The sequence below is a fragment of the Mesonia mobilis DSM 19841 genome (genome assembly GCF_000423405.1).
In the GTDB taxonomy this organism is placed as follows: Bacteria; Bacteroidota; Bacteroidia; order Flavobacteriales; family Flavobacteriaceae; genus Mesonia; species Mesonia mobilis.
On record NZ_KE384013.1, the window covers coordinates 1 to 24,500 of the forward strand.

General features: G+C 35.5%; 19 protein-coding genes and 1 tRNA gene. 13 read left to right on the plus strand and 7 right to left on the minus strand.

All coding sequences use genetic code 11. The annotated features are described in order from the left end of the window. Nucleotides 1-459 precede the first annotated feature (459 nt). The gene (locus G551_RS0112435) at nt 460-1,953 is read left to right on the plus strand and encodes a hypothetical protein (protein WP_036243925.1); all 1,494 of its coding nucleotides are present in this window, start codon (nt 460-462) and stop codon (nt 1,951-1,953) included. A 75-nt stretch (nt 1,954-2,028) separates the two neighbouring features. Beyond that, the gene (locus G551_RS0112440) at nt 2,029-2,325 is read left to right on the plus strand and encodes a thioredoxin family protein (protein ID WP_027885860.1); all 297 of its coding nucleotides are present in this window, start codon (nt 2,029-2,031) and stop codon (nt 2,323-2,325) included. Here the strand turns inward: G551_RS0112440 and G551_RS0112445 are convergent. Both G551_RS0112445 and G551_RS0112450 read right to left on the minus strand, forming a co-directional pair. Beyond that, nucleotides 2,291-2,935 (minus strand): polysaccharide deacetylase family protein, encoded by a 645-nt coding sequence (locus G551_RS0112445; RefSeq protein ID WP_027885861.1) that lies wholly within the window; start codon nt 2,933-2,935, stop codon nt 2,291-2,293. The genes G551_RS0112440 and G551_RS0112445 overlap by 35 nt on opposite strands. 3 nt (nt 2,936-2,938) lie before the next feature. Then, nucleotides 2,939-6,262: a glycosyltransferase family 117 protein gene (locus G551_RS0112450; protein ID WP_027885862.1), complete on the minus strand. Its 3,324-nt coding sequence runs from the start codon at nt 6,260-6,262 to the stop codon at nt 2,939-2,941. A gap of 160 nt (nt 6,263-6,422) precedes the next feature. Here G551_RS0112450 and G551_RS0112455 point away from each other — a divergent pair. Next, nucleotides 6,423-6,495: transfer RNA gene (locus G551_RS0112455), tRNA-Gln, on the plus strand. Between the two features lie 165 nt (nt 6,496-6,660). Here the strand turns inward: G551_RS0112455 and G551_RS0112460 are convergent. The 3 genes from G551_RS0112460 to G551_RS0112470 all read right to left on the minus strand — a co-directional run bounded on the left by G551_RS0112460 (nt 6,661) and on the right by G551_RS0112470 (nt 7,979). Next, on the minus strand, nt 6,661-6,981 hold the full coding sequence (locus G551_RS0112460; RefSeq protein ID WP_027885863.1) for a hypothetical protein: 321 nt from the start codon (nt 6,979-6,981) through the stop codon (nt 6,661-6,663). 106 nt (nt 6,982-7,087) lie between these two features. Next, on the minus strand, nt 7,088-7,720 hold the full coding sequence (locus G551_RS0112465; protein ID WP_027885864.1) for a metallophosphoesterase family protein: 633 nt from the start codon (nt 7,718-7,720) through the stop codon (nt 7,088-7,090). 34 nt (nt 7,721-7,754) lie between these two features. Beyond that, nucleotides 7,755-7,979 carry a hypothetical protein gene (locus tag G551_RS0112470; RefSeq protein WP_027885865.1) on the minus strand — a complete coding sequence of 75 codons (225 nt, stop codon included), beginning with the start codon at nt 7,977-7,979 and terminating at the stop codon, nt 7,755-7,757. Between the two features lie 179 nt (nt 7,980-8,158). Between G551_RS0112470 and G551_RS0112475 the strand changes: the two genes are divergently transcribed. After that, nucleotides 8,159-9,649, plus strand: a complete 1,491-nt coding sequence (locus G551_RS0112475) for a hypothetical protein (protein WP_027885866.1) — start codon at nt 8,159-8,161, stop codon at nt 9,647-9,649. Here G551_RS0112475 and G551_RS0112480 read toward each other — a convergent pair. Further along, entirely contained in the window at nt 9,636-10,472 is an 837-nt protein-coding gene (locus G551_RS0112480; RefSeq protein ID WP_027885867.1) for a universal stress protein, read from the minus strand. The two genes, G551_RS0112475 and G551_RS0112480, sit on opposite strands and share 14 nt — an antisense overlap. Nucleotides 10,473-10,634: 162 nt before the next feature. Between G551_RS0112480 and rimP the strand changes: the two genes are divergently transcribed. The 3 genes from rimP to infB all read left to right on the plus strand — a co-directional run bounded on the left by rimP (nt 10,635) and on the right by infB (nt 15,135). Then, entirely contained in the window at nt 10,635-11,096 is a 462-nt protein-coding gene (rimP, locus tag G551_RS0112485; protein ID WP_027885868.1) for a ribosome assembly cofactor RimP, read from the plus strand. A 12-nt stretch (nt 11,097-11,108) separates the two neighbouring features. Next, nucleotides 11,109-12,344 (plus strand): transcription termination factor NusA, encoded by a 1,236-nt coding sequence (gene nusA, locus G551_RS0112490; RefSeq protein ID WP_027885869.1) that lies wholly within the window; start codon nt 11,109-11,111, stop codon nt 12,342-12,344. A gap of 61 nt (nt 12,345-12,405) precedes the next feature. Beyond that, nucleotides 12,406-15,135, plus strand: coding sequence for a translation initiation factor IF-2 (gene infB / locus G551_RS0112495; RefSeq protein WP_027885870.1), 2,730 nt, complete (start codon nt 12,406-12,408; stop codon nt 15,133-15,135). 76 nt (nt 15,136-15,211) lie between these two features. Here the strand turns inward: infB and G551_RS0112500 are convergent, their stop codons facing one another. Continuing rightward, nucleotides 15,212-15,595, minus strand: coding sequence for an SPOR domain-containing protein (locus tag G551_RS0112500; protein ID WP_027885871.1), 384 nt, complete (start codon nt 15,593-15,595; stop codon nt 15,212-15,214). Nucleotides 15,596-15,816: 221 nt separating this feature from the next. Between G551_RS0112500 and G551_RS0112505 the strand changes: the two genes are divergently transcribed. The 6 genes from G551_RS0112505 to G551_RS0112530 are packed head-to-tail and all read left to right on the plus strand — an operon-like array spanning nt 15,817 to nt 24,490. Beyond that, nucleotides 15,817-17,178 (plus strand): c-type cytochrome, encoded by a 1,362-nt coding sequence (locus G551_RS0112505; protein ID WP_027885872.1) that lies wholly within the window; start codon nt 15,817-15,819, stop codon nt 17,176-17,178. Nucleotides 17,179-17,212: 34 nt separating this feature from the next. After that, a complete protein-coding gene (locus G551_RS0112510) occupies nt 17,213-20,284 on the plus strand; it encodes a TAT-variant-translocated molybdopterin oxidoreductase (protein WP_027885873.1) in 3,072 nt (1,023 codons plus the stop codon). 31 nt (nt 20,285-20,315) lie between these two features. Next, entirely contained in the window at nt 20,316-21,785 is a 1,470-nt protein-coding gene (gene nrfD, locus G551_RS15895) for an NrfD/PsrC family molybdoenzyme membrane anchor subunit (RefSeq protein WP_036243928.1), read from the plus strand. Nucleotides 21,786-21,826: 41 nt separating this feature from the next. Beyond that, nucleotides 21,827-22,351: a DUF3341 domain-containing protein gene (locus tag G551_RS0112520; protein ID WP_027885874.1), complete on the plus strand. Its 525-nt coding sequence runs from the start codon at nt 21,827-21,829 to the stop codon at nt 22,349-22,351. A 6-nt stretch (nt 22,352-22,357) separates the two neighbouring features. After that, nucleotides 22,358-23,086: a c-type cytochrome gene (locus tag G551_RS0112525; RefSeq protein ID WP_027885875.1), complete on the plus strand. Its 729-nt coding sequence runs from the start codon at nt 22,358-22,360 to the stop codon at nt 23,084-23,086. A 33-nt stretch (nt 23,087-23,119) separates the two neighbouring features. Next, nucleotides 23,120-24,490 (plus strand): cation-translocating P-type ATPase, encoded by a 1,371-nt coding sequence (locus G551_RS0112530; protein ID WP_027885876.1) that lies wholly within the window; start codon nt 23,120-23,122, stop codon nt 24,488-24,490. Nucleotides 24,491-24,500: the final 10 nt, after the last annotated feature.

Here is a 24,500-nt window from a genome sequence, read left to right on the forward strand (position 1 = left end):
TCACCCTGAACTTGATTCAGGGTCTCATCTGATAAGCTTTGATTTTTAGCATTATATGAGATTCTGAAATAAATTCAGAATGACGCAGAAATTAATTATTACAAATAACGGATAATCAATTTTAATTACATTAAAATTAAATTTACCCCACTTTTTTATTTTGAATGTAATTTTTCTAAGCTACCTCAAAATTTAAGAGGTAGCTTTTTTATCCAAAATCTTAGTGAGAAAAGCTACAATTATTCTAATTTTTTTGGAATGGTAAATAATTAATCTTTAGGTTTAATGAAACATTTAATATGATTTCTATAAGAACTTCGTAGTTTACTTGTATGGTAAAATGTAAATATTGAAGTATAAAGTGAATATTTTTTATTTATTTTTTAGCGCAGATTCTTTTTAACTGTTTTTTTTAACTTTAATCGTATTTTTCAATAAATTTGTAACAAAAGAGTAATTATGATTAATAAAATATTCCCCGCTTTTCTTTTTTTATTGTTCGTTTTTTTCCTGCCAAATCTATATGCTCAAGTAGGTGTTAATACGACAGCGCCAGATGCTTCTTCAGCATTAGACATACAAAGTACAGAGGCTGGACTTTTAATACCTCGAATGACTACAGCAGAAAGAGATGCAATTACAGATCCGGCCAATGCTTTGTTGGTTTTCGATACCGATTTAAACGGATATTACTTTAACGATGGTACGCCGGCATCACCAGATTGGACGCTGTTACTTACCGAAACAGAATCTAGGGATAATTATGTAATCGTAAAAAGCGAAGACGACTTTCCTACTGCTAGTGGTGGTACAATTACGCTAGATGAAAATACTTTGTATGAGGTAAATGGTACAATTTCAACTTCAAATTCGATAAATGTAAATGGTGCTTATTTAATCGGAAAAGATACGAATGAAGATATTATAAATTATACCGGTTCTGGAGCATTGTTTACTGGTAACCAAAATGCAAGTTTCAGAAATATTACTTTTAATGGTTCTTCAGGTTCACTATTTAACCTTTCGGCATCAACTACAAATAGCCTTATTGCTCAAAGTGTTGTGGTGAATGGTTTTAGTTCTGTAGGAACAGTATCTGGTTACGGTTTAGTGTTTTTTAATGTGATGCAGTTTATTGGTAATTCGGATGGAATTACATATAATAACATTGGAAATCTTCTCTTAAATAATATGGGTTGGCAACCGAGTAACTCCGGAAGTTATGAAACATTTACAGGGTCTTTTGGGTTTATTCAAAAAGTAAGTGGATTTACCAATGTAGCATCAGGAGAAATTGGTTTCGATGTTAGTTCTAATCCAGTGGTGGCGAATGGAACGCTAAAAGGGGTGGTTTTTATCGGTGACGGTGAGTATGTAAACCCATATACAGGAACGGGTACTTATGATGATTACAATTTTACAAACGATTGGGAGGTTGACTGTGTAGGGATACCAAGAGAGTCTGATGATAATGCATCGGGAACTATACATATTATCCGAAATGGAGCGCAAAATGGTGTTAACCCTACTTTTAGTATCTCAAGTCCTAGTCCAATTGAAGGGACGACAGAGGTTAATAATTTATTTAGGATGAGTGTAACGGCTAATTGTATTGACGAAAATCTAATACAATATAAAGGCAAGGAGTCTAGAACATTTAGTGTAAGGGGTGCTTTTTCTTACGAATCTACTGAGTCAAATGGAAATTCAACGATCCATGCATTTTATATTAGAAAATTTGATAGCTCTGGTAATCCACTTGGGGTGCCTCTAGGAACAGAGGTTTATGAGCAATTAGATGATGCTAATGATGTAAGGGCAATACCTTTATCTGGTACTGTAGATTTAGACCCGGGAGATTATGTAAGAATTTATGGACAGTTTATTTCTAATTCGGGAAGTGGTGCAAGAAATAGTATTCGGGTCTATTCGGTAAGTTTAACTTTAGATTAATTTTATTAATTTAATCTAAAAGTTTTGCTGCTTGAGTTATGCTTACTTAAATTGAGATTTAAATAAAATAACTTTATGTCGAAATTTGGTCACTTAATTAGCTCATCAGAATATGTTTTTTTTAGTTTTTATTCTGAAAATAACCGATTAGCCTTACAAGCGGAGTTAAATAATATTGCTGAAGCCCTAAAAGACAAAGCAAAAGTCATTAAAATTGATATTGAAAAAAATAGGGAACTTACAGCTGCTTTACGAATCACGAATTTTCCAACTTATGTATTATATAAAAATGAAGAAATGGTTTGGAGAAACAGTAGCGATCTAAAATCTGATGAAATTATGAATTTAATTCAGCAATATTTTCAGGAATAGATTTAAAGTTAAAACCTTTTTTATTAAAATATTTTAAAACCTTTGGTAGTGCATATCGAAGGTTTTTTTCTGCCTTTAAACTATCATGGAATATCACAATGCTTCCTTTTTGGGCTTGCGAGATCACCGTTTGGTAACATTGTTCTTCTGAAATGTTTTTATCGTAATCTTCGCTAATTACATCCCACATCACAATATTATAACCTTTTTGTTGAAGTGGTTTAGCTTGTGAAGCTTTGCACTTTCCGTAAGGTGGTCTAAAAAGATTTGTTGAAACTCCCAGTTTTTCAAAAGCTAAAACATTTTCTAAATATGCTTCGGTTGAAGTTTTATAACCGTTTATATGGTTGTAAGTATGATTGCCTACTCGATGACCTTCAGCAATAACTTTGTTGAAGACATCGCGATTTTTTTCTACATTTTCACCTATACAAAAAAATGTAGCTTTCGCTTGATATTGATCTAAAGTTTCTAAAACCCACGGAGTAACTTTTGGAATGGGCCCGTCGTCGAAGGTTAAATACAAAACCTTTTCGTTGGTTGAGACCGACCAGATCCTTTTTGGGTAAATTCTTTTAAGTAGAAAGACAAAACTATTAAACCACTTCACAACTTATGGTGTTAGTTGTGAAGTAGTGTCTAAAGTTGTAGGTTGCATTAACTCATTATCTAAACCGTCTAAATTAGGGCTAGATTCATCGATAGCTTCCTCTAGTGGTTCGTCTTCGTTAAAACCTTCTTCGGCATCATAGAAGTGCTTAAACTTCCTTAAATAGTCGTTGAATTCTTCTGCTTTCGCTTGCATTAATTTTTCATCTTGCTGAATAATTAATAGATCAACCAAGCTTCTATACCTTTCGATACTAGTAATAATTTCATCTCCTAATCGATATTGCTCATCTAAAGGAAGTTGGCTAAAATATTCTAGATTCTCATGATATTTAGTAGCAAGTTGTTGCCAAATCTCTCGAGCTCTTTCAGTTTCTCCTATTTCATAATAACCTTGAATAAATGGTTCAACTAAGGTGTAGTAACCAAATTTATCAACCGGCATTTTTTCCATACCGAGGTCTAAAACTTTTTTAGCTCTTACGGTATCTTTTTCAACCAATAACTCTTCTACTAATCTTGCTAGATTTCCTCGATACGTGATTGAGTTTTTACGAGTTTCTGGGTCGTAGTATAAATTATCATCTCCAGAGTTACCCCAATCCCAATTCATCACAATGTCGTACATTTTATCTGAATCTATTCTTCCCATATCGTAAGGAGTTCTAGGGTCTATTTCCGTTTTTATAGGTACGAGTTTGTAGCAAAGACCATCTAGTTGTAAATAATCTTTCATCCATAGATAATCGGAGTCGTTAAAACTTCCTCCGGTAAAATAAATAGGACGTTTCCATTCTGTGTTTGAAACCACATCGAACATTAAAAGACGATTTTTATAAATCACTTCACTTTTAATATTAATGTCGATATAAGGCACAATTTTATTTCTGTCTTTCTCTTTTACAATGCCACTTTCAATCGCATTGCTGGCATTTACCGGTAGTCGAACATGTTTTGTAGGGAAGGTGTTAATCATTTGATTATTCTGCATCTCTACTTTTGTGCTTGGATCGTCACTTTTTATATACTTGATCCAATTTTCGACTAACATCGTGTCTCTTACACGAGGATCTTTATAATAACGAACATAATCGTTAGTACCGTAACTGTAATTTTTATGTTCTAAAGTTGTTTTAACTGCAGAGCTTTTATAAGCTGCTCGCTTCATTTGATCGATATACCAATCGGTTGCAAAAAGTGAGGTATTGATCACACGAACATCGGTACGATAACCTTCAATTTCTTGAGCATACCAAAGCGCGAAAGTATCGTTGTCGCCAATGGTGAATAAAATAGCATCTTCATCTACCGAGTCGAGATACATTTTAGCCATAGCGGTGGCGGTTCTTTTATTCGATCTGTCGTGATCGTCCCAGTTATTGGCAATTAAAATACCGGGAACAGCAACTAAACAAACTACCGTGACTAACGGCGCTAAAATTTTTGGGGTTAAATACTTCTTTAGACTATCGTAAAGTGCATAAACGCCAAAGCCAATCCACATGGCAAAAACGTAGAACGAACCTACGAGTGCGTAATCACGTTCTCTTGGTTCAAAAGGGCGTTCGTTGAGGTAGATTTTAAGCGCAATCCCTGTAAATAGGAAAAACACTAAAAGTACCCAAAAGTTTTTGTTGTCTTTATTTAGGTGGAAGAAAAAGCCTATCAAACCTAAAAGCAGCGGTAAGAAATAGTAAGTGTTTCTTCCTTTATTGTTTTTTACATCGCTTGGTAGATTGTCTTGTGAACCTCTAAAAATTTCGTCGATAAAATCGATACCGCTAATCCAGTTCCCGTGCATATCACCGTGACCTTGAATGTCGTCTTGGCGTCCTGCAAAATTCCACATAAAATAGCGCCAGTACATATAACCCATTTGATATTGAAATAAATACCTGAAATTAGATGCGGTTGAAGGTTTTTCTACATTAATATAAGGAGCAAATTGCTGAAGAAAGCCTGCGTAATCTTCGTTAGAGATTTGTCCTTGACTGTAAGCTCTTCTAAACTCGTTAACCGTTCGAATAAGTTGTTCTTCTTGCTGATATTCGGGCTTTATGGTAAAATCGATAGCACCGGTATATTGCATATAATTGGCAATATGATCGGTACTCCACATACGCGGTAAAAATGTCTTGTGCTCGCTGCTAGAATTCTGTTTTGCATTTTTCCAGTCGTTCACGATCACATATTTACCGGTTTTTTCGTCTTCTTCGTATTTGGGTTTATCATCGATATACGGATTATTTTCATCTAAACCTCCGTAAATATCTGTAAACTGTGGTCCGTAGAATAGTTTCGTTTCCGGGTATTGTTCACGATTATAATAAGCTAATAATTCTCGAGCGTTATCGGGACTGTTTTCGTTAATAGTGGTGTTAGCATTAGAACGAATAGGTAACATGATCCAGCTAGAAAAACCTACGAAAATAAAAAGGACACACAGTAATAATGTATTGGCGTGAATGTAATTTTTCTTCCGAGTATAATTTAAACCGAAATAAAACAATGCAATTAAGGCTAAAGCTGCAATAATGGTTCCCGAATTAAACGGTAAACCGATAGAGTTGACAAAGAAAACTTCAGCAACTGCAAAAAACGTTAAACTATAAGGCAGTAAAAGTTTGAAGATAAACATTAAGATGGCGACCACAATTACATTCGCTAAAATGAAATTTTTAATCGTGATCTTTTCAGTGTTTTTAAAATAGTATAAAAACCCGATCGCTGGTATGGTAAGTAGTGCCATAAAGTGAACCCCAAATGAAAGCCCAATAATAAACGCGATTAAAATGAGCCAACGGTTACCTCTAGGCTTAAACATATCTCTTTCCCAAAGTAAGCCAACGTAAAATAAAACGGCCATTAAGAAACTAGCCATGGCATAAACTTCTGCTTCTACGGCGCTAAACCAAAAACTGTCTGTAAAAGCGAACGCTAAAGAGCCTACTAAACCACTTCCTAAAACTGCTATTTTACTTCCGGTGGTTAAGGTTTCTTCGTGCCCGGCAATTTTTCTTACTAAAATGGTAATTGACCAGAACATAAATAAAATGGTAAAAGCACTGCTAAAACCGGATACTAAATTTACCATAAGCGCTATTTGATTTGCATCTGAAGCGAAAGTTGAGAAAAACGCTCCCATCATTTGGAAAAGCGGAGCTCCCGGCGGGTGACCAACTTGTAATTTAGCTGAAGTAGAAATATATTCTCCTGCATCCCAAAAGCTGGCTGTAGGTTCTACGGTTAGCATATAAGTTATTAAGGCAACAATAAATACGAACCACCCTAAAATTTTATTCCACTTCTGAAAGTCAAAATTTGTCATATAGCGCTATTAAGATCTTAAAAATCACTGGCGAATTTAATAATAAATGCCGAATGTACTATCAACGTTTCTTGATGAAAAATATTTTAGAGAAAATTTTTTTTAAAAATTGTTTGCATGATTAAAAGAATGTTTTAAATTTGCATCCGCATTACGCAATTGGCCTATGGTGTAACTGGCAACACGTCTGGTTTTGGTCCAGAAGAGTCTAGGTTCGAGCCCTAGTAGGCCAACAAAGAAAACCCAATCTTTTTAGGTTGGGTTTTTTGTTTTATAGAGTTAAACTAAAATGAGTAAAATTACTTTATAAGTTTGAAAAGTAGAGCTTTATAACTCAAATAAAATAAAAAAGCCGAGTTGAATTTTCAACTCGGCTTTTTTATTAGCGGGGTGTTATGTTAAGCAGCGTTCACATTATAGAACGTAAGCATATTTTGATAGAAGCTTAGATTTCCTAAATCGTCTTCGAGGCAAGATTTTAAAAATTCTTCATAACTAGTATATTGTACAACGACACTTGTGTATTGCCCTTCTTTAACCATTAATTTTAAATGAATTTCATTTTTCACTTTATCGTTATTCACTTCTAAAGCTCCAAAATGTTTTTTAATAAGGGCTTGCTGAAATTTCTCTAATTTGGGTGTAGATTGGGTACAGCTAAAATGAATTAGGTTATTCATTTCTTGTAAAATGGCGTTGTCATTATAAGTAGTTTTCATAGCATTAATTTTTATAACACTATAAATTTAAATCATAATCTGTTAAAGATGTTTTAATAAAATGTTGATTAGTAAATAATTAACTACTGTTGGCTAAATTTTCACATTACTCGGGAAAATTTACCTGTATTGGAGTATTGCTAATTCTTAAATTATTTATGAAAGAAGTAGCATTAATAAATAGGGTGTTATTTAATTTAACTTTACCATAGTTTTCATGAAGATGACCAAAAATATGAAGCTTGGGTTGTTTTGTTTCAATAGTTTTTCTAAGGTAAGGACAGCCAACTTCTATTTGTTTGTTGGTTTCGTCTAAAATTCCTTTTGGCGGAGTGTGTGTAATCAAGATATCGGTGTTATCGGGAATTTTTTTCCAGTGTTGTTGTATTTCTTCCGCAGGTTTAGAAAAAGCCCAAGGTTCTTGATAAGGAATGTAGGGTGAGCCCCAAAAATGAATTCCTTCTAAAGTAACCTCGCTATCATTTAAATAAATTACATTTTCGGGTATAAGTTTTTCAAGTTCTGATGATGAAATATGCTCTAGGTAAAAATCGTGATTTCCGGCAATGCAAATTTTGTAGGTAAACGGCAGCTGAGAAAACCACTCAAAAAAATCTTCTAATTCTCTTTTGGTTCCTGCTTCAGTTAAATCGCCGGCATGAATGATTAGATCGCCACTTGCAGGCAAACTTAATCGATCATGAAAATTATGAGTATCAGAAATGCAGGTAATTTGCATAGTTAGGTTGGCGCAATTTGAAGACGAAGGTAAGTTATTGTGCTTTCTTGGCTTTCTTTTTCATTACCTTTTTCTCTCTACGGTCGTCGTCAGGTAATAATCTATTTGAAATTTTAATGACCAATGCGCAAACAATAAATGCGCTTAAGATGAAAAAAAGAAATCTTGCTAGTAAACTTTCACTAATAGCCAAGCTATAAATGCCCAAAGTAATTTCGGCAGCAATAAATAGTATAAAAATGAAAAACTTGGCGAACATAGATTTATTTGCTTTTTACAAATATAATAGGAAGAGGCGTTTAAATTCACTGTTTACAGTAATTTAGCGCAAATTTAACTAGCTTGATAAAGTTAAGTTAGATTTTAAGTTAAAAACTCTTAAAAGGTAAATACCGCATTAAGATTAGTGATAAATTACGTTTCTAAATAAGAAGATACGTGAAAAAAACCATTGCTATAATTAGTGTTTTTCTACTTTTAATTGCCGGCTATTTTGTGGCGCAATTAGTTGCTAAAAATAAAATTGAAAAGACCTTAGCTAAAGAAATTGAATTTAAAGAAGTGAGTGTTAATCTTCTTGGTGGCAAGGTTGAAGTGCTTCAGGCGAAATACGATAAGAACGCTAAATCGCTAATTACCGATAAAATTGAAGTGAACGGTTTTAGTTATTACCAGTTTCTTGTGAATAATAAAATTGAAGTCGACGAGTTGCTGGTGAACGATGTTGAAGTGGTGATGACTTCAGCTTCAAAAAAAGATGCTAACCAACAAAACTCTAAAAGTAATTTTGATAAAGAAGTTGTGGTGAAAAATGTAAATGTAAACGGAACGTTCAGGTTTCAGCAAGATTCACTTCGAACTTTAAAAGTTCAGCATTTCGATGTCGCGATAGATTCTTTAGGTTTGAATAGTAAAACGCTAAAAGAAACCATTCCTTTTCAGTATAAAGATTATAAAATTCAGATTAATAAAATTGCATATACGGTAAATCAACTTCAGGATGTAATGGTAAAGGAAGCGTTGATTCAGCCTTCAGTAATCACATTTAATACAATTGAATATAAACCTCGTTTTTCAAGAGAAAAGTATGTTGAAGTGATTCCGTACGAAAAAGATTTAATGAATCTTAAGATGAAGCAATTGCAGATCAACGATTACGATTATTCAATTACTGAAGATTTTAAGCTTTTTGCGGCTCGTTATATTGAGTTAGATAGTTTAGATTTTTCGATCTATAGAGATAAAACCGTTCGAGACGATACGCGCGAAAAAGATTTGTATAGTAAAATGCTTCGGGAGATGAAGTTGAAATTAGCTATCGATAGTGTGAAAGTAAAAAACACGCATCTAGAATATGAAGAGCTAATTCAAAAGAGCAGACCGCCGGGAAGAATATTTTTTGACGATTTAAATATGAATATTTACACCATTACCAATCAAAATTTAGATCGGGCAGATTTTCCGGAAACTAAAATTAATGTGAATACAAGTTTTATGGGGAAATCACCATTTAAGGTGGATTGGAATTTTAAGATCAACGACGAGAATGATGTCTTTACTATAAGCGGAAACTCATTTAATATTCCTGAAGGGTCAATTAATTCATTTTTTGCGCCCGCCATGGGAATGAAAACTCACGGAACGGTAAACGAGCTTTATTTCAATTTTAGAGGAAATAGCGATCAGGCAAGTGGTGATCTTCAAATTGCGTATGAAGATTTTAAGATCGATGCTTTAAAAAAAGGGAGTAACGAGAAAAATAAATTTTTAAGTGCGATCGTGAGCTTGGTGGTGAAGAAAGATTCTAAGGCTAACGGGGAAACAAAAGCAAATCCAGAAGCAGTAAAAAGAAATAAAACTAAATCTTTTTGGAACTACTTCTGGAAATGTTTAGAAGCCGGCCTTCGAGAGGCGGTTATGAAATTTTAAAAGTAATTACCGGTTTTTTAGAATGGTTCACTAAATCTTCGCTAACGCTACCGTTTAAGAAGTGAGCAAGCCCTTTTCTTCCGTGTGTGCTAATACCAATTAAATCTGCTTTCTTTTGAGCGGCAAATTTTAGAATACCTTTCTCAATAGATTCTGCATTGTAAACATTTAAAGTGTAATTAGTAAACTCGACACCTTCTAAGAATTCTTTCATCTTCTTTTCTAGGTATTCAGAAGTTTTAAATTTATTAGCCGTATTTATATAAACCAAGTGCATTTTAGCGCCAATGGCATCGGCAAATTTGGTAGCTTCAATAAAAGAGTTTTTTACGTGTGGTACAAAATCACAAGCAAAAATAAAGTCTTGCGTCTCTAAAATTGGCTTCTTTTCTTTAATAACTAATACAGGAATATCTGAGTTTCTAACTACTTTTTCTGTATTAGAGCCAATAAATACCTCTTTAATTCCGCTAGAACCATGCGATCCCATTACGATTAAATCGCAATCATTTTTTTGAGCTACCTCTTTAATGCCTTCAAAAGTTTCTTTAAAAAGCACGGTTTCGTATACAGGAATATCTTTTAAAAATGCTTTATCTTTAACTTCTTCAAATCTATTATGGGCAAGCTTCATAAAGTAAAGCGCTTCAGGAATATCGTTGTGAGTTCCTTCTATTAATCCGGCGTCTACTAAGCCAACAGGAAGCTCTAGCATGTGTAATAGGTAAATTTCGCTTCCGTACTTTTTTGCTATTTCTGCAGCTACTTCGAGTGCGTTGTTAGCCTGTTCAGAAAAGTCGGTTGGGACAAGAATTTTTTTCATTTTAAATGAATTTTAGATAGTTAATTATTCTTAGTATAAAGTTACGAATAATTTAGTTTTTAAATCAGATTTCTAAACTCAAAAATTATTACTATATTTGCAATCAGAAGTTAATGATTAATTCGAGGGGACATAAAGTCCCCTCTTTTTATAAATGTTTTCATGCTAGAACAAGAAGTAAGAAGATTAATAGAAGAAGCTTTAGAAGAAAACCCATCTTTATTTTTAATTGAATTTGAAATTAAAGGTGATAATCAAATTTTAGTGGTTATCGATGGTGATAAAGGCGTTTCTGTTAACGATTGCATCGAAGTAAGTCGAAAAATTGAGCACAATCTCGATCGAGATGAGCAAGATTTTTCATTAGAAGTAACTTCTGCCGGTGCAGCTTCTCCTTTAGCAATGCCAAGACAATTCAAAAAGAATGTAGGCAGAAAGTTAAGCGTGAAAACAGAAGAGCAGCAATTTGAAGCAAAGCTTGAAGAAGCAAATGATGAGGAGATCACATTGCGTTGGAAGGCGAGAGAACCTAAACCTGTAGGTAAGGGTAAAGTAACTGTAAATAAGGAGGCTGTGTTGGAATACGCAGATATTGTAGAAGCAAAAGTGATGATAACATTTTAACCTAATTTTGATATGGAAAATATCGATTTAATTAATTCTTTTTCAGAATTTAAAGACGATAAATTAATAGATCGTGTAACGCTAATGGCGATTTTGGAAGATGTATTTAGAAATGCACTGAAGAAGAAATTTGGAGAAGATGATAATTTTGATATAATTATAAACCCTGATAAAGGAGATTTAGAAATTTGGAGAAATAGAGTTGTAGTGGCCGATGGTGAAGTTGAAGATGAAAATCAAGAAATTTCACTTACCGCAGCAAGAAAAATTGAACCAGATTTTGAAGTAGGAGAAGATGTTTCTGAAGAAGTAAAACTTATAGACTTAGGAAGAAGAGCAATTTTAGCATTAAGACAAAACCTTATTTCTAAAATTCACGAGCACGACAATACTAATGTTTATAAGCAATTTAAAGAGTTGGAAGGCGAAATTTACGCAGCAGAAGTTCATCACATTCGTCATCGTGCAATTATTTTGTTAGATGATGAAGGGAACGAGCTGGTAATGCCAAAAGACAGACAAATCCCTTCAGATTTCTTTAGAAAAGGAGAAAATGTTAGAGGAGTCATCGAAAGTGTTGAGTTAAAAGGTAACAAGCCCGTAATCATCCTTTCTAGAACTGCTCCGGTTTTCTTAGAAAAGTTATTTGAACAAGAAATCCCAGAAGTTTTTGACGGTTTAATTACGGTTAAAAGAGTAGTAAGGATTCCTGGTGAAAAAGCAAAAGTAGCAGTAGATTCTTATGATGATAGAATCGATCCTGTAGGAGCTTGCGTCGGGATGAAGGGTTCTCGTATTCACGGTATCGTGAGAGAATTAGGGAACGAAAATATAGATGTAATCAATTACACAACCAATAATCAACTGTTAATTACAAGAGCATTAAGTCCTGCAAAAGTAATGTCAATAAAAATTGACGACGAAAACATGACAGCTCAAGTAATGTTGAAGCCGGAAGAAGTTTCAAAAGCAATTGGTCGCGGTGGTCACAATATTAGACTGGCCGGTCAATTAACAGGCTACGAAATAGACGTGTATAGAGATGGTGAAGCAGATGAAGATGTAGAACTTAAAGAGTTTGCAGACGAGATCGATGCTTGGGTAATTGAAGAGTTTTCAAGAATTGGTTTAGATACCGCAAAAAGTATTCTTGAAAAAGATGTAGACGATTTAGTTAAAATTACAGACCTGGAAGAAGAAACTATTAGAAATGTGATCCAGGTGCTGAAAGAAGAATTTGAAGATTAATTATTTATTAAAATACTTAATCAAATAATTAAAGAATAAGAGGTTAATTTAGAGGCAATTTATGGCTGAAGCAAAACAAATGCGATTAAATAAGGTATTGCGCGAATTCAATATTTCTTTAGACCGTGCGGTAGAATTTCTATCGGCACAAGGCTATGATATTGATGCGCGCCCTACTACTAAAATTTCAGATGAAGTTTACAAAGTCTTGTTTGAGAAATTTCAAACAGATAAGAGTAAAAAGGTAGCTTCAAAAGAAGTTAGTGAAGAGCGCAAAAAAGAAAAAGAAGAACTCCGTATGGCTCGAGAAAAAGAGCAGCAGGAGAAACTTCGAAAGCTAGAAGAAGAGCGTAAGAAGAAGGAAGAGGAAGAGCGTATTGTAAAGGCTAAAAATAAACTAGAAGGACCTAAACAAGTAGGTAAGATCGATCTAGATAAAAATAAAAAGCCTAATAGACCTGAAGCGAAGAAAGAGGAAAACGCAAGGCCAAAGCAGCAAGAAGAAAAGCCTGCTAAAGCTCAAGATAAGCCAGAAGCTTCAAAGTCAGGAGAGTCAAAATCTGCAGATAAAAAACCTGTAGATGCTTCAGCTAAAAAAGAAACTGAAAAATCTGCGGAATCTCAAGAAGAAGATCGTTTAGAGACAAAATATCAGAAACTAAACGGCCCCAACTTTACCGGAGAAAAGATCGACCTTAGCAAATTCAAAAAACCGGCGAAGAAAAAAGACGATAAGAAAGACGATAAGTCGAATGCTGCGAATAAGAAAAAGCGTCGTAGAAGAATAAGCAAGGATAACAATACTAATTCTGGAGGTAACAGAAAAGGAAACTTCAATAAAGGTAACAAGCGTCGTAGACCGGCAGCTGTTAAGAAAGAAGAGCCTACAGAAGAAGAAGTACAAAAACAAGTAAGAGAAACTTTAGAAAAACTTCAAGGGAAGTCTTCTAAAGGTAAAGGTGCTAAATATAGAAGAGATAAAAGAGATCAGCATCGTCAAAAGTCTGAAACAGAACAAGCACAACAAGAACAAGAAAGCAAAACATTAAAAGTAACCGAGTTCGTTACCGTTAGTGAAGTTGCAACGATGATGGATGTGCCGGTAACTAAGGTGATCTCTGCTTGTATGTCTTTAGGAATGATGGTGACGATGAATCAGCGTTTAGATGCTGAAACCTTATCTATTGTTGCTGAAGAATTTGGTTACGAGGTAGACTTTGTAACTTCAGATATTGAAGAGTCTATTGAAGTTGAGCAAGACAATCCTGAAGATTTAGTTGGTCGAGCGCCTATTGTTACGGTAATGGGTCACGTAGATCACGGTAAAACTTCATTACTAGATTATATTCGTAAAGAGAATGTAATTGCCGGTGAGAGCGGTGGTATCACACAGCATATCGGAGCCTACGGAGTAGAATTAGATAATGGCGAAAAGATCGCTTTCTTAGATACTCCAGGTCACGAGGCCTTTACAGCGATGAGAGCACGTGGTGCGCAAGTAACCGATATTGCAGTAATCGTAATTGCAGCAGATGACGATGTGATGCCGCAAACAAAAGAGGCAATTTCTCACGCGCAAGCAGCGGGAGTACCAATTGTATTTGCAATTAATAAAACAGATTTACCGACCGCTAATCCAGAGAAGATTAAAGAGAAGTTAGCTTCGATGAATCTTTTAGTAGAAGATTGGGGAGGTAAAGTTCAATCCCAAGATATTTCAGCTAAAAAAGGAGATGGCGTTAAAGAGCTTTTAGAGAAAGTCTTACTAGAGGCAGAGCTTCTAGAGCTTAAAGCAAATCCTAATAAATTAGCTAGTGGAGCGGTTGTAGAAGCGTTCTTAGATAAAGGTAGAGGTTATGTTTCTACGATTTTAGTACAAGCAGGTACGTTAAAGATCGGAGATTACGTATTAGCCGGTACTACAAGTGGTAAGATCAAGGCGATGCACGATGAGCGTGGTAACGATGTAAAAGAAGCAGGTCCGTCAACACCGGTATCGATCTTAGGTTTAGATGGTGCGCCACAAGCTGGAGATAAATTCCAGGTGATGGAAGACGAGCGTGAAGCTAAAGATATCGCTTCTAAGCGTACGCAGCTTCAACGTGAGCAAAGTGTGAGAACGCAACGTCACATTACCTTAGATGAAATTGGAAGACGTATTGCACTTGGTGACTTTAAAGAGCTGAACATTATCTTAAAAGGTGATGTTGATGGTTCTGTGGAGGCATTAACTGATAGTTTCCAAAAACTTTCTACAGAAGAAATTCAGGTGAATATTATTCATAAAGGAGTTGGTGCGATTACAGAAAGTGATGTGTTGCTAGCTTCAGCATCAGATGCGATCATTATCGGATTTAACGTGCGTCCTGCAGGAAATGCAAATCAGGTAGCAGATCATGAAGAGATCGATATTAGAACGTATTCGATTATTTACGATGCGATCAATGATCTTAAAGATGCGATGGAAGGAATGCTTTCTCCAGAGTTGAAAGAAGAAGTGACCGGTAATGCTGAAATTAGAGAAACCTTTAAGATCTCTAAAATCGGAACCATTGCAGGTTGTATGGTAACTAGTGGGAAGATCTATAGAAACAGTAACATTAGATTAATTCGTGAAGGTGTGGTAATTTACACTGGAGTATTAGCTTCATTAAAGCGTTTTAAAGACGATGTGAAAGAAGTTTCTAAAGGTTACGATTGTGGTATGCAAGTGAAAAATTACAACGACATTAAAGAAGGCGATGTAATTGAAGCGTTCCAAGAAGTAGAAGTGAAGAAAAAACTTAAATAAGAGTTTTTAATTATAAATAAAAAAGCGGCTTGAAAATTTCAAGCCGCTTTTTTTATGCGTCAATGTTAGTTATTTATTAAGGTTTAAATATAATGGCGCTTTTAAAGTCTTTTTTCAGCTTTACGAAAGCGCGCTCTGCTTCCAAGCGATTTCTGAAGTCGCCAACCCAAACTTTATAATTAGGTGTTTCAAAAACGATGTCTGAGCGCCATTCGCTATAAGTCGTTTCAAACTCTTTCTTTACTTTATTGGCTTCATTTAAATTTGAGCCATAAAACAGCTGAATTTTATAACGTTCGTTAAGTGTATTGTTCTCGACCATTTTTGCTTTTAAAACAACAAGTTCTTGTATTAGCGGATCGGCTTCGATGGAAGTTTGTGCGTTTAACTTTGAGTTGCTAAAAATAAATAAGCAAGTCGCTGCAAATAAGCCGGGTATAATGTTAAATTTATTTTTCATTTTTCAGTGTTTTTTACAAAAATAGAACTAATTGTGAACTTCATCTCAAATTTCTTTATTTAGAAATATTATAAATTAGCTATTAACAATACTGTAACATTCCTAAAATCATCTTTAAGTATTACTTTTGTCGTTGAAATTTACGGTCTAATAAGAGTTTTTTAAGCTAACTAATTCATTATAAAAACCGTACCAAACTAAGATGTTAATTCAGCTGTAATATGGAAAAGGTGAATACCCGCCATTCAATTTCAAGAATACTACTTCTATTACTAGTAGTTTTATTTTCGTTTTCACAAAACTTAATCGCTCAAGAAGAAGCGGCTTCAGCCGAGCAGGAACAATCTGCGGAAGGCGGAGATCAGGAAGCTGCTGTGGCGGCAACTGGTGGTGATGCTGCTGCGGGAAAAGAATTGTTTAATTCTCTTTGTGCTTCTTGTCATAAAAGATATAAGAGATCTACTGGTCCTGCGTTAAATGGAGTGACCGATAGACGCGAGACAGATTGGTTGTATCGTTGGATTAAAAATAGTCAGGCTATGATTGCTGAAGGTGATCCTGAAGCGGTGGCTATTTATGAAGAATTTAATCAAACGGCAATGACTCCGTTTCCTCAACTTTCTAATGAGGATATTGATAATATTTTAGCTTATGTAGAGCAGCCAAAACCAGAGCCTCAAGCGCAAGCTCAGATTCCTGGTGATGGAGGTAAATCTTCAGGTTCTGGAGTTTCAAACGATATTATTTTAGGTGTTCTTGCTTTTGTGTTGTTATTGTTAATCGTTGTTCTTGTTTTAGTGAATAAAACATTGAATAGATTTGCGACGGCAAGCGGAGTTGAATTACCGGTTACTGAAAAAAGAAAGCCGATCTGGAAAGCTTTTGTTGAGAATCAATTCTTAGTATTGGTTACTTCTGTGTTCTTGCTTTTAGCGGGAGGTTATTTTGCGTATGGTTATTTAATGCAGGTTGGTGTAGATCAAGGTTATCAACCGGTTCAGCCAATTCATTATTCGCATAGAATTCACGCAGGAGATAATGAGATCGATTGTAAGTACTGTCACTCTTCTGCTCGAGTAAGTAAAACATCTGGTATTCCTTCGTTAAATGTTTGTATGAACTGTCATAAATCAATTAGTGAGGTTGCAGATGCTTCTAATCCTAATTCTTCAGTAACGGAAGAATATTCAAAAGAATTTTATGATGGTGAGATCCAGAAGTTGTATGAAGCGACTGGTTGGGATCCTGCTACGCAATCATATACCGGTGAAACAAAGCCTGTAAAATGGGTGAGAATTCACAACCTTCCAGACTTTGCTTACTTCAATCACTCGCAGCACGTATCTGTAGCTGGAGTTGCTTGTCAAGAATGTCACGGTCCTGTAGAGGAGATGGAGGTGATGTATCAATATTCTCCATTAACAATGGGTTGGTGTATTAACTGTCACAGAGAAACAAACGTGAAAATGGAGGGTAATGAATATTACGAGAAAATTCACGATGAGTTATCTAAAAAATATGGTGTTGAAACATTAACGGCGGCTCAAATGGGTGCGTTAGAATGTGGAAAATGTCACTACTAATAAATTAAATAAGAAGCTAATTCTATATAATAATATGTCATCAAACAAGAAATACTGGAAAAGTGTTGAGGAGCTAAAGGAAAATAGCCCTATTGTTGAGACGCTTCAACAGAACGAGTTTGTAGAAGAAATTCCTACAGATGAGTTTTTGGGTGATAAAGACTCTTTAGAGAGTTCTTCTACGTCAAGAAGAGACTTTTTAAAGTTTGTTGGTTTCAGTACTGCGGCTGCATCTCTTGCGGCTTGTGAAGGTCCTGTGACTAAATCTATTCCTTACGTAGTTCAGCCGGAAAGAATCGTTCCTGGTGTGGCTAATTACTATGCTACTACAATTGCAGACGGTTTCGATTTTTCAAGTGTGTTGGTTAAGACGAGAGAAGGTCGACCAATTAAGATTGAAAATAATAAATTGGCTAGTGCTACCTCAAATGCTAATGCAAGAGTTCATGCTTCTGTATTGTCGTTATACGATAATCAGCGAGTGAAAAGACCAATGGTGAATGGTGAAGCTGTTTCTTGGGAAGAGTTTGATAGAGGAGTTAGTCAAAAATTAAATGCAGTAGGTGGTAAGCAGATCGTGTTGTTAACGCAAACATTTGCAAGTCCTTCTACTTCTAAGTTAATAAAAGAATTTTCTTCAAAATATAATAATGTTAAGCATGTAACTTATGATGCGGTTTCAGAAAATGCAGTTTTAGATGCGTTTGAAGCTAAATTTGGTTACCGTGCAATGCCTAATTACGATTTTTCTAAAGCTGAAACAATTGTTTCTGTTGGTGCAGATTTCTTAGGAGATTGGCAAGGCGGAGGTTTTGAAGCTGGTTATGCGAAAGGTAGAGTTCCTCAAGAAGGAAAAATGTCTCGTCATATTCAGTTTGAATCAAATATGTCTTTAGCGGGTGCGAATGCAGATAAGAGAATTGCGGTTTCTCCATCAAAACAAAAAGCGGTTTTAGCAGCGCTTTACGGTTATGTTGCAGGGGGAGCAAGTAATAAACTTTCTGCGGAATTGGATGATGTTGTAGTTAAAGCGAAAGAGCAGTTAAGAAGAGCGGGTAGTAAAGCGGTTGTGATTTGTGGTCTTCAAGATGTAGATGCACAATTACTTACAATGGCGATTAATGAAGCTTTAGGTAGTGAGGTAATGGATACTCAGAATCCTAAAATGTCTCGCCAAGGAAATAATAAAGAAGTGATGGCTTTACTTTCTGAAATGAATTCAGGAAATGTTGGGGCGTTACTAATGGCAGGAGTTAATCCTGTATATTCTTTACCTAATGCAGATGAATTTAAAGCTGCGTTAGACAATGTAGATTTCAAACTTTCTTTTGCTATGAAAGAAGATGAAACTGCAAAATTATGTGATTATGTTGCGGCAGCTCCTCATTATTTAGAGAGTTGGGGTGATATTCAAATTACTAAGAATAATGTGAGTTTAATGCAGCCTACAATTAAGCCGCTTTTTGATACAAGACAGTTTCAGGAGGCTTTATTAAAGTGGGTAGGTAACGATACTTCATATTATAAATACATTAAAGAAACTTGGAGTGGTAATCTAGGTGGTAAGTCTTGGGAAGATGCGTTGCACGATGGTTCTTTTGACTCTTCAATGCCAGTAGAAACTACAGAATTTGCCGCCGCAGCACCGAGTGCTTCCTCTTCAGCTTCTAGACTTTTACAAAATTCAGGAGAAGGTTTGGAATTAATGTTGTATACAAATACAGCATTAGGTAATGGAGAACAGGCGAATAACCCTTGGTTGCAGGAATTACCAGATCCTATTACTCGAGTTTCTTGGGATAACTATTTAACTGTTTCGAAAGCAGATGCAGATCGTTTAGAATTATGGAACGAGAATGTTGCTAACGGTGCTTTAGATGGTTGTTATGTAAATGTAAAGGTTGGCGATAAGACAGTTAAAAATGTTCCTGTTCTTATTCAGCCGGGTCAAGCAAAAGGTTCTGTTGGTTTAGCGTTAGGTTATGGTAAACGTGAGGCGATTCAGGAAGAAATGCAAACCGGTGTAAATGCTTATCCTTTATACCAAGATTTTAATAACGTACAAAAAGTAAGTATTGAAAAGACTGGCGGAAGACATGAATTTGCTTGTGTTCAGTTGCATAATACCTTAATGGGTAGAGGCGATGTTGTGAAAGAAACGACTCTTGAAATTTTCAATACAAAAGATAAACATGTTTGGAATAGTGTTCCTGAAGTTTCATTAAATCATGAGGAAGTTCCTGTAACTTCACCTGAAGTTGATTTATGGGATGAGTTTGATAGAACTGTTGGGCACCATTTTAATCTTTCTATAGACTTGAATGCTTGTACCGGTTGTGGTGCTTGTGTGATCGCTTGTCATAGTGAAAATAACGTGCCTGTTGTTGGTAAGTCTGAAGTAAGACGAAGCCGTGATATGCACTGGTTAAGAATTGACCGTTATTATTCTTCGGAAGATACCTTTGCAGAAGATAATGAGAAGAAAGAGAATTTTGACGGATTAGGGGATTCGCTTTCTGGATTTGGAGAGTTAGAAGAAGCTGCGCAAGAAAATGTACAGGTAGTATTCCAGCCGGTAATGTGTCAGCACTGTAATCACGCTCCTTGTGAAACTGTTTGTCCTGTTGCGGCAACATCACACGGTCGTCAAGGTCAAAACCATATGGCTTATAACAGATGTGTAGGTACAAGATATTGTGCAAACAACTGTCCTTATAAAGTGCGTCGTTTCAACTGGTTCTTATATAATAAGAATGATGAATTCGATTACCATATGAACAACGACTTAGGTAGAATGGTCTTAAATCCTGATGTAGTAGTGCGTTCTCGTGGTGTAATGGAAAAATGTTCTATGTGTATTCAAATGACACAGAAAACTATTCTAGATGCAAAACGTGAAGGTCGTGAGATCAAGGATGGTGAATTCCAGACGGCTTGTTCTGCTGCTTGTGAATCTGGTGCAATGGTGTTTGGAGATATTAATGACAAAGAGAGCGAAGTACACGAGTTAAAGCAAAGTGATAGAATGTATCATTTATTAGAGCATATTGGTACAAAGCCAAATGTATTCTATCATACAAAAGTTAGAAACACTTCAGAAGTATAAAAGTTAATTAAAGAATCAATTATAAATCATTATGTCTCATTACGAAGCACCTATAAGAAAGCCTTTAGTTACCGGAGATAAGTCTTATCATGATGTAACATTAGATGTTGCAGCGCCGGTAGAAGGTAAGGCAAACAAGTCTTGGTGGATTGTATTTTCAATTTCCTTAGTGGCTTTCCTATGGGGAATAGGTTGTATTATTTATACCGTATCTACCGGTATTGGTACTTGGGGTCTTAACAAAACAGTTGGTTGGGCCTGGGATATTACCAACTTTGTATGGTGGGTAGGTATCGGTCACGCAGGTACACTAATTTCTGCGGTACTATTATTATTCCGCCAAAAATGGAGAATGGCAATTAACAGATCTGCTGAGGCGATGACCATTTTCTCGGTTGTTCAAGCAGGATTGTTCCCGGTAATTCACATGGGTAGACCTTGGTTAGCTTATTGGGTATTACCAATTCCGAACCAATTTGGTTCACTTTGGGTGAACTTTAACTCTCCATTACTTTGGGATGTATTCGCGATTTCAACTTATCTTTCTGTTTCGTTAGTATTCTGGTGGACAGGTTTACTTCCAGATTTCGCGATGATTCGTGATCGTGCTGTTAAACCATTTCAGAAAAGAATATATTCTATCCTTTCATTTGGATGGTCTGGTAGAGCTAAAGATTGGCAACGTTTTGAAGAAGTATCTTTGGTACTCGCAGGTTTAGCAACGCCACTTGTACTTTCTGTACACACGATTGTATCTTTTGACTTTGCAACATCGGTAATCCCGGGATGGCATACCACGATTTTCCCTCCTTACTTCGTTGCTGGGGCAATTTTCTCAGGATTCGCAATGGTAAATACCTTGTTGATCATTATGAGAAAAGTTTCTAACCTAGAAAACTATATCACGACTCAACATATCGAATTAATGAACATTGTAATTATGATTACAGGTTCTATTGTTGGGGTGGCTTATATTACAGAGTTGGTTATTGCTTGGTATTCTGGAGTAGAATTTGAGCAATATGCATTCTTAAACAGAGCGACAGGACCTTACTGGTGGGCTTACTGGTCAATGATGACTTGTAACGTATTCTCGCCTCAGTTTATGTGGTTCCCTAAATTAAGAAGAAGTATTATGTTCTCTTTCTTTATCTCGATTGTGGTAAATATTGGTATGTGGTTTGAGCGTTTCGTGATTATCGTAACATCATTACACAGAGATTACCTGCCGTCTTCTTGGACGATGTTCTCTCCAACTTTCGTAGATATCGGAATATTTGTAGGTACTATTGGTTTCTTCTTTGTATTATTCTTATTGTATGCAAGAACCTTCCCGGTAATTGCGCAAGCAGAGGTAAAAACAATATTGAAATCTTCAGGTGAAAAGTATAAGAAGTTAAGAGCTGAACACGGTGACGACACTAAACTTTACGATCCTGTGATTGGAGAACCAAAGATGAATATCGAGAGTAACAATACTCAAACTGGTAATAATAACTAATCTGCTTTATTGCTGATTGAAAAAATAAATAATTAATCAAGATGTCTTCAAAAGTATTACACGCTATATATACCGATGACGATTTGCTTATGCAAGCCGTAAAGCAAACCAGAGAGGCTCGTTATCATATTGAAGAGGTTTATACTCCTTTTCCTGTACACGGATTAGATAAAGCTATGGGCTTAGCGCCAACACGATTAGCGATAACTTCATTCTTGTATGGTTTAGTAGGTTTAACGGTTGCAGCTACAATGATGAACTTTATCATGATTGAAGACTGGCCTCAAAACATTGGTGGTAAACCAAGTTTCAGTTTCATTGAAAACTTACCGGCTTTCGTGCCTATTATGTTTGAGTTAACGGTATTTTTTGCAGCTCACTTAATGGTAATTACTTTTTATATGAGAAGTAAATTATGGCCTTTTAAAGAAGCAGAAAACCCAGACGTAAGAACTACCGATGACCATTTCTTAATGGAAGTTGATGTAGCTAACCACGACGTTGAAACCATGTCTAAGTTCCTAGGAGATACAGGAGCAATAGAAATAAAATTAATACACAAATAAACTTTTATGAAGCGTTTATTTAACATAGGATTGTTGTTAGTCTCTGCATCATTAGCGGTAGGTTGTTTCAATAAAGACGATCGTAACTATCAGTATTTTCCTAATATGTATGAATCTGTAGGTTACGAAGCTTACGGTAGTTATGAAACTTTTGAAAACTCTCAAGAAGCAAAGTTACCGGTAGAGGGTACGATTCCTAGAGGATGGAAGCCTTACGGTTATGAAGATTCTAATGATGGTTACCAAAATGCAAAAGCAAACTTAAGTAATCCTCTTCCTTATACAGAAGATAATGTAAATGAAGGGAAAGCTTTATATACCATTTACTGTGCAATTTGTCACGGTGATAAAGGTGATGGTAAAGGTACTTTATCACAAAGAGAAAAAATATTAGGTATTCCGGCTTATAATGATGCTGGTCGTGCCATTACAGAAGGTAGTGTTTACCACGTAATGTATTACGGTTTAAATACGATGGGTTCTTATGCTGCGCAAATTAGCGAGAAAGAACGTTGGCAGATTAACCATTATGTAATGGATTTAAAACGTCAATTAAACGGAGATCCTAAAAGAGAATTCGTTAGTGAAGAAGAAGCAGAATTAAACACGCTTGTTGAAAATACAGACGCTACAGAAGAAATGTCTGCGGAAGAACATCGTGAAGATAATCACGCTGCTGAAACTCACGAAGAAGAAACTACAGAAGGTGAACAAGAAAACACTGAAGTAAATTAATAGTAAGAATTAAACTGCATTAGATATATTAGTATGTACACGCTATCTAGTAAATTAAAATTAACAGCAATAATCTTTATCGTAGTTGGTGCTATAGGAATGATTTACGGTTTTTTAGCTGCACCTTCAAGTATTGAAGAGGTTGAAAAAATCATTGCTGAACAAGAAGCTCATCACGGAGGTGATCACGGTGAAACTGCTCAAATCCAAGATCACGCTAACGAAGGTCATCATGAAGTCCAAGCAGAACACGCAGAAGGTCACGGTGGGCACGAGGCTGCAGAAGGAGAACACGAATCTTCACACGCAGAACATTTATTACATCAATTACAAAACAAACCTTGGGCGGCAACTTATGTCGCTGCATTCTTTTTCTTTATGATCGCATTAGGTGCTTTAGCCTTTTATGCTATTCAGTATGCAGCACAAGCAGGTTGGTCTCCGGTTTTATATCGAGTTATCGAGGCAATTACCGCTTACCTTTTACCGGGTAGTTTAATTGTATTACTACTATTAGTTTTATCTGGTTTCCACTTCAACCATTTATTTGTTTGGATGGATCCTGAAGTTGTAAAACATGATGAATTAATTCAAGGTAAGTCTTCATATTTAAATGTTCCTTTCTTTTTAATTAGAGCGGTGATCTATATCGCAGGATGGAATATCTTTAGATTCTTATTAGTAAGAAATTCAAGAAGGCACGACGAGGCAGATCATAACAGATGGTTCAAACAAAGTTTTAAACTTTCTGCAGGATTCTTGGTTTTCTTTATCGTAACAGAGTCTATGATGTCTTGGGATTGGATTATGAGTGTTGACCCGCACTGGTATAGTACGTTATTCGGGTGGTATGTATTCGCTAGCTTATTTGTATCTGCAATTACAACTATCGCTTTAATTACTATTTTCTTAAAGAGTAGAGGTTACTTAGAATATGTAAATAATAGCCACATTCACGATTTAGCTAAATTTATGTTTGGTATTAGTATTTTCTGGACATACTTATGGTTCTCTCAATTTATGTTGATCTGGTACTCAAATATTCCTGAAGAGGTAACTTATTTCATTACACGTATAGAAGATTATAACTTACCATTCTTCGGTATGTTAGTATTAAACTTCATTTTCCCATTACTAGTGTTAATGAATAGTGATTACAAACGTGTAAACTGGTTCGTAGTAATGGCAGGGATTGTTATTCTAGTAGGTCATTACATCGATATCTATAATATGATTATGCCGGCAACGGTTGGAGAATCTTGGTTTATAGGTATACCAGAAATTAGCGCAGTATTATTCTTTGGAGGTCTGTTTATCTTTGTAGTGTTTAGTGCATTAACTAAAGCACCATTGTTAGCGAAGAGAAACCCTTATATTGAAGAAAGTAAGCATTACCATTATTAATAAATTTGTA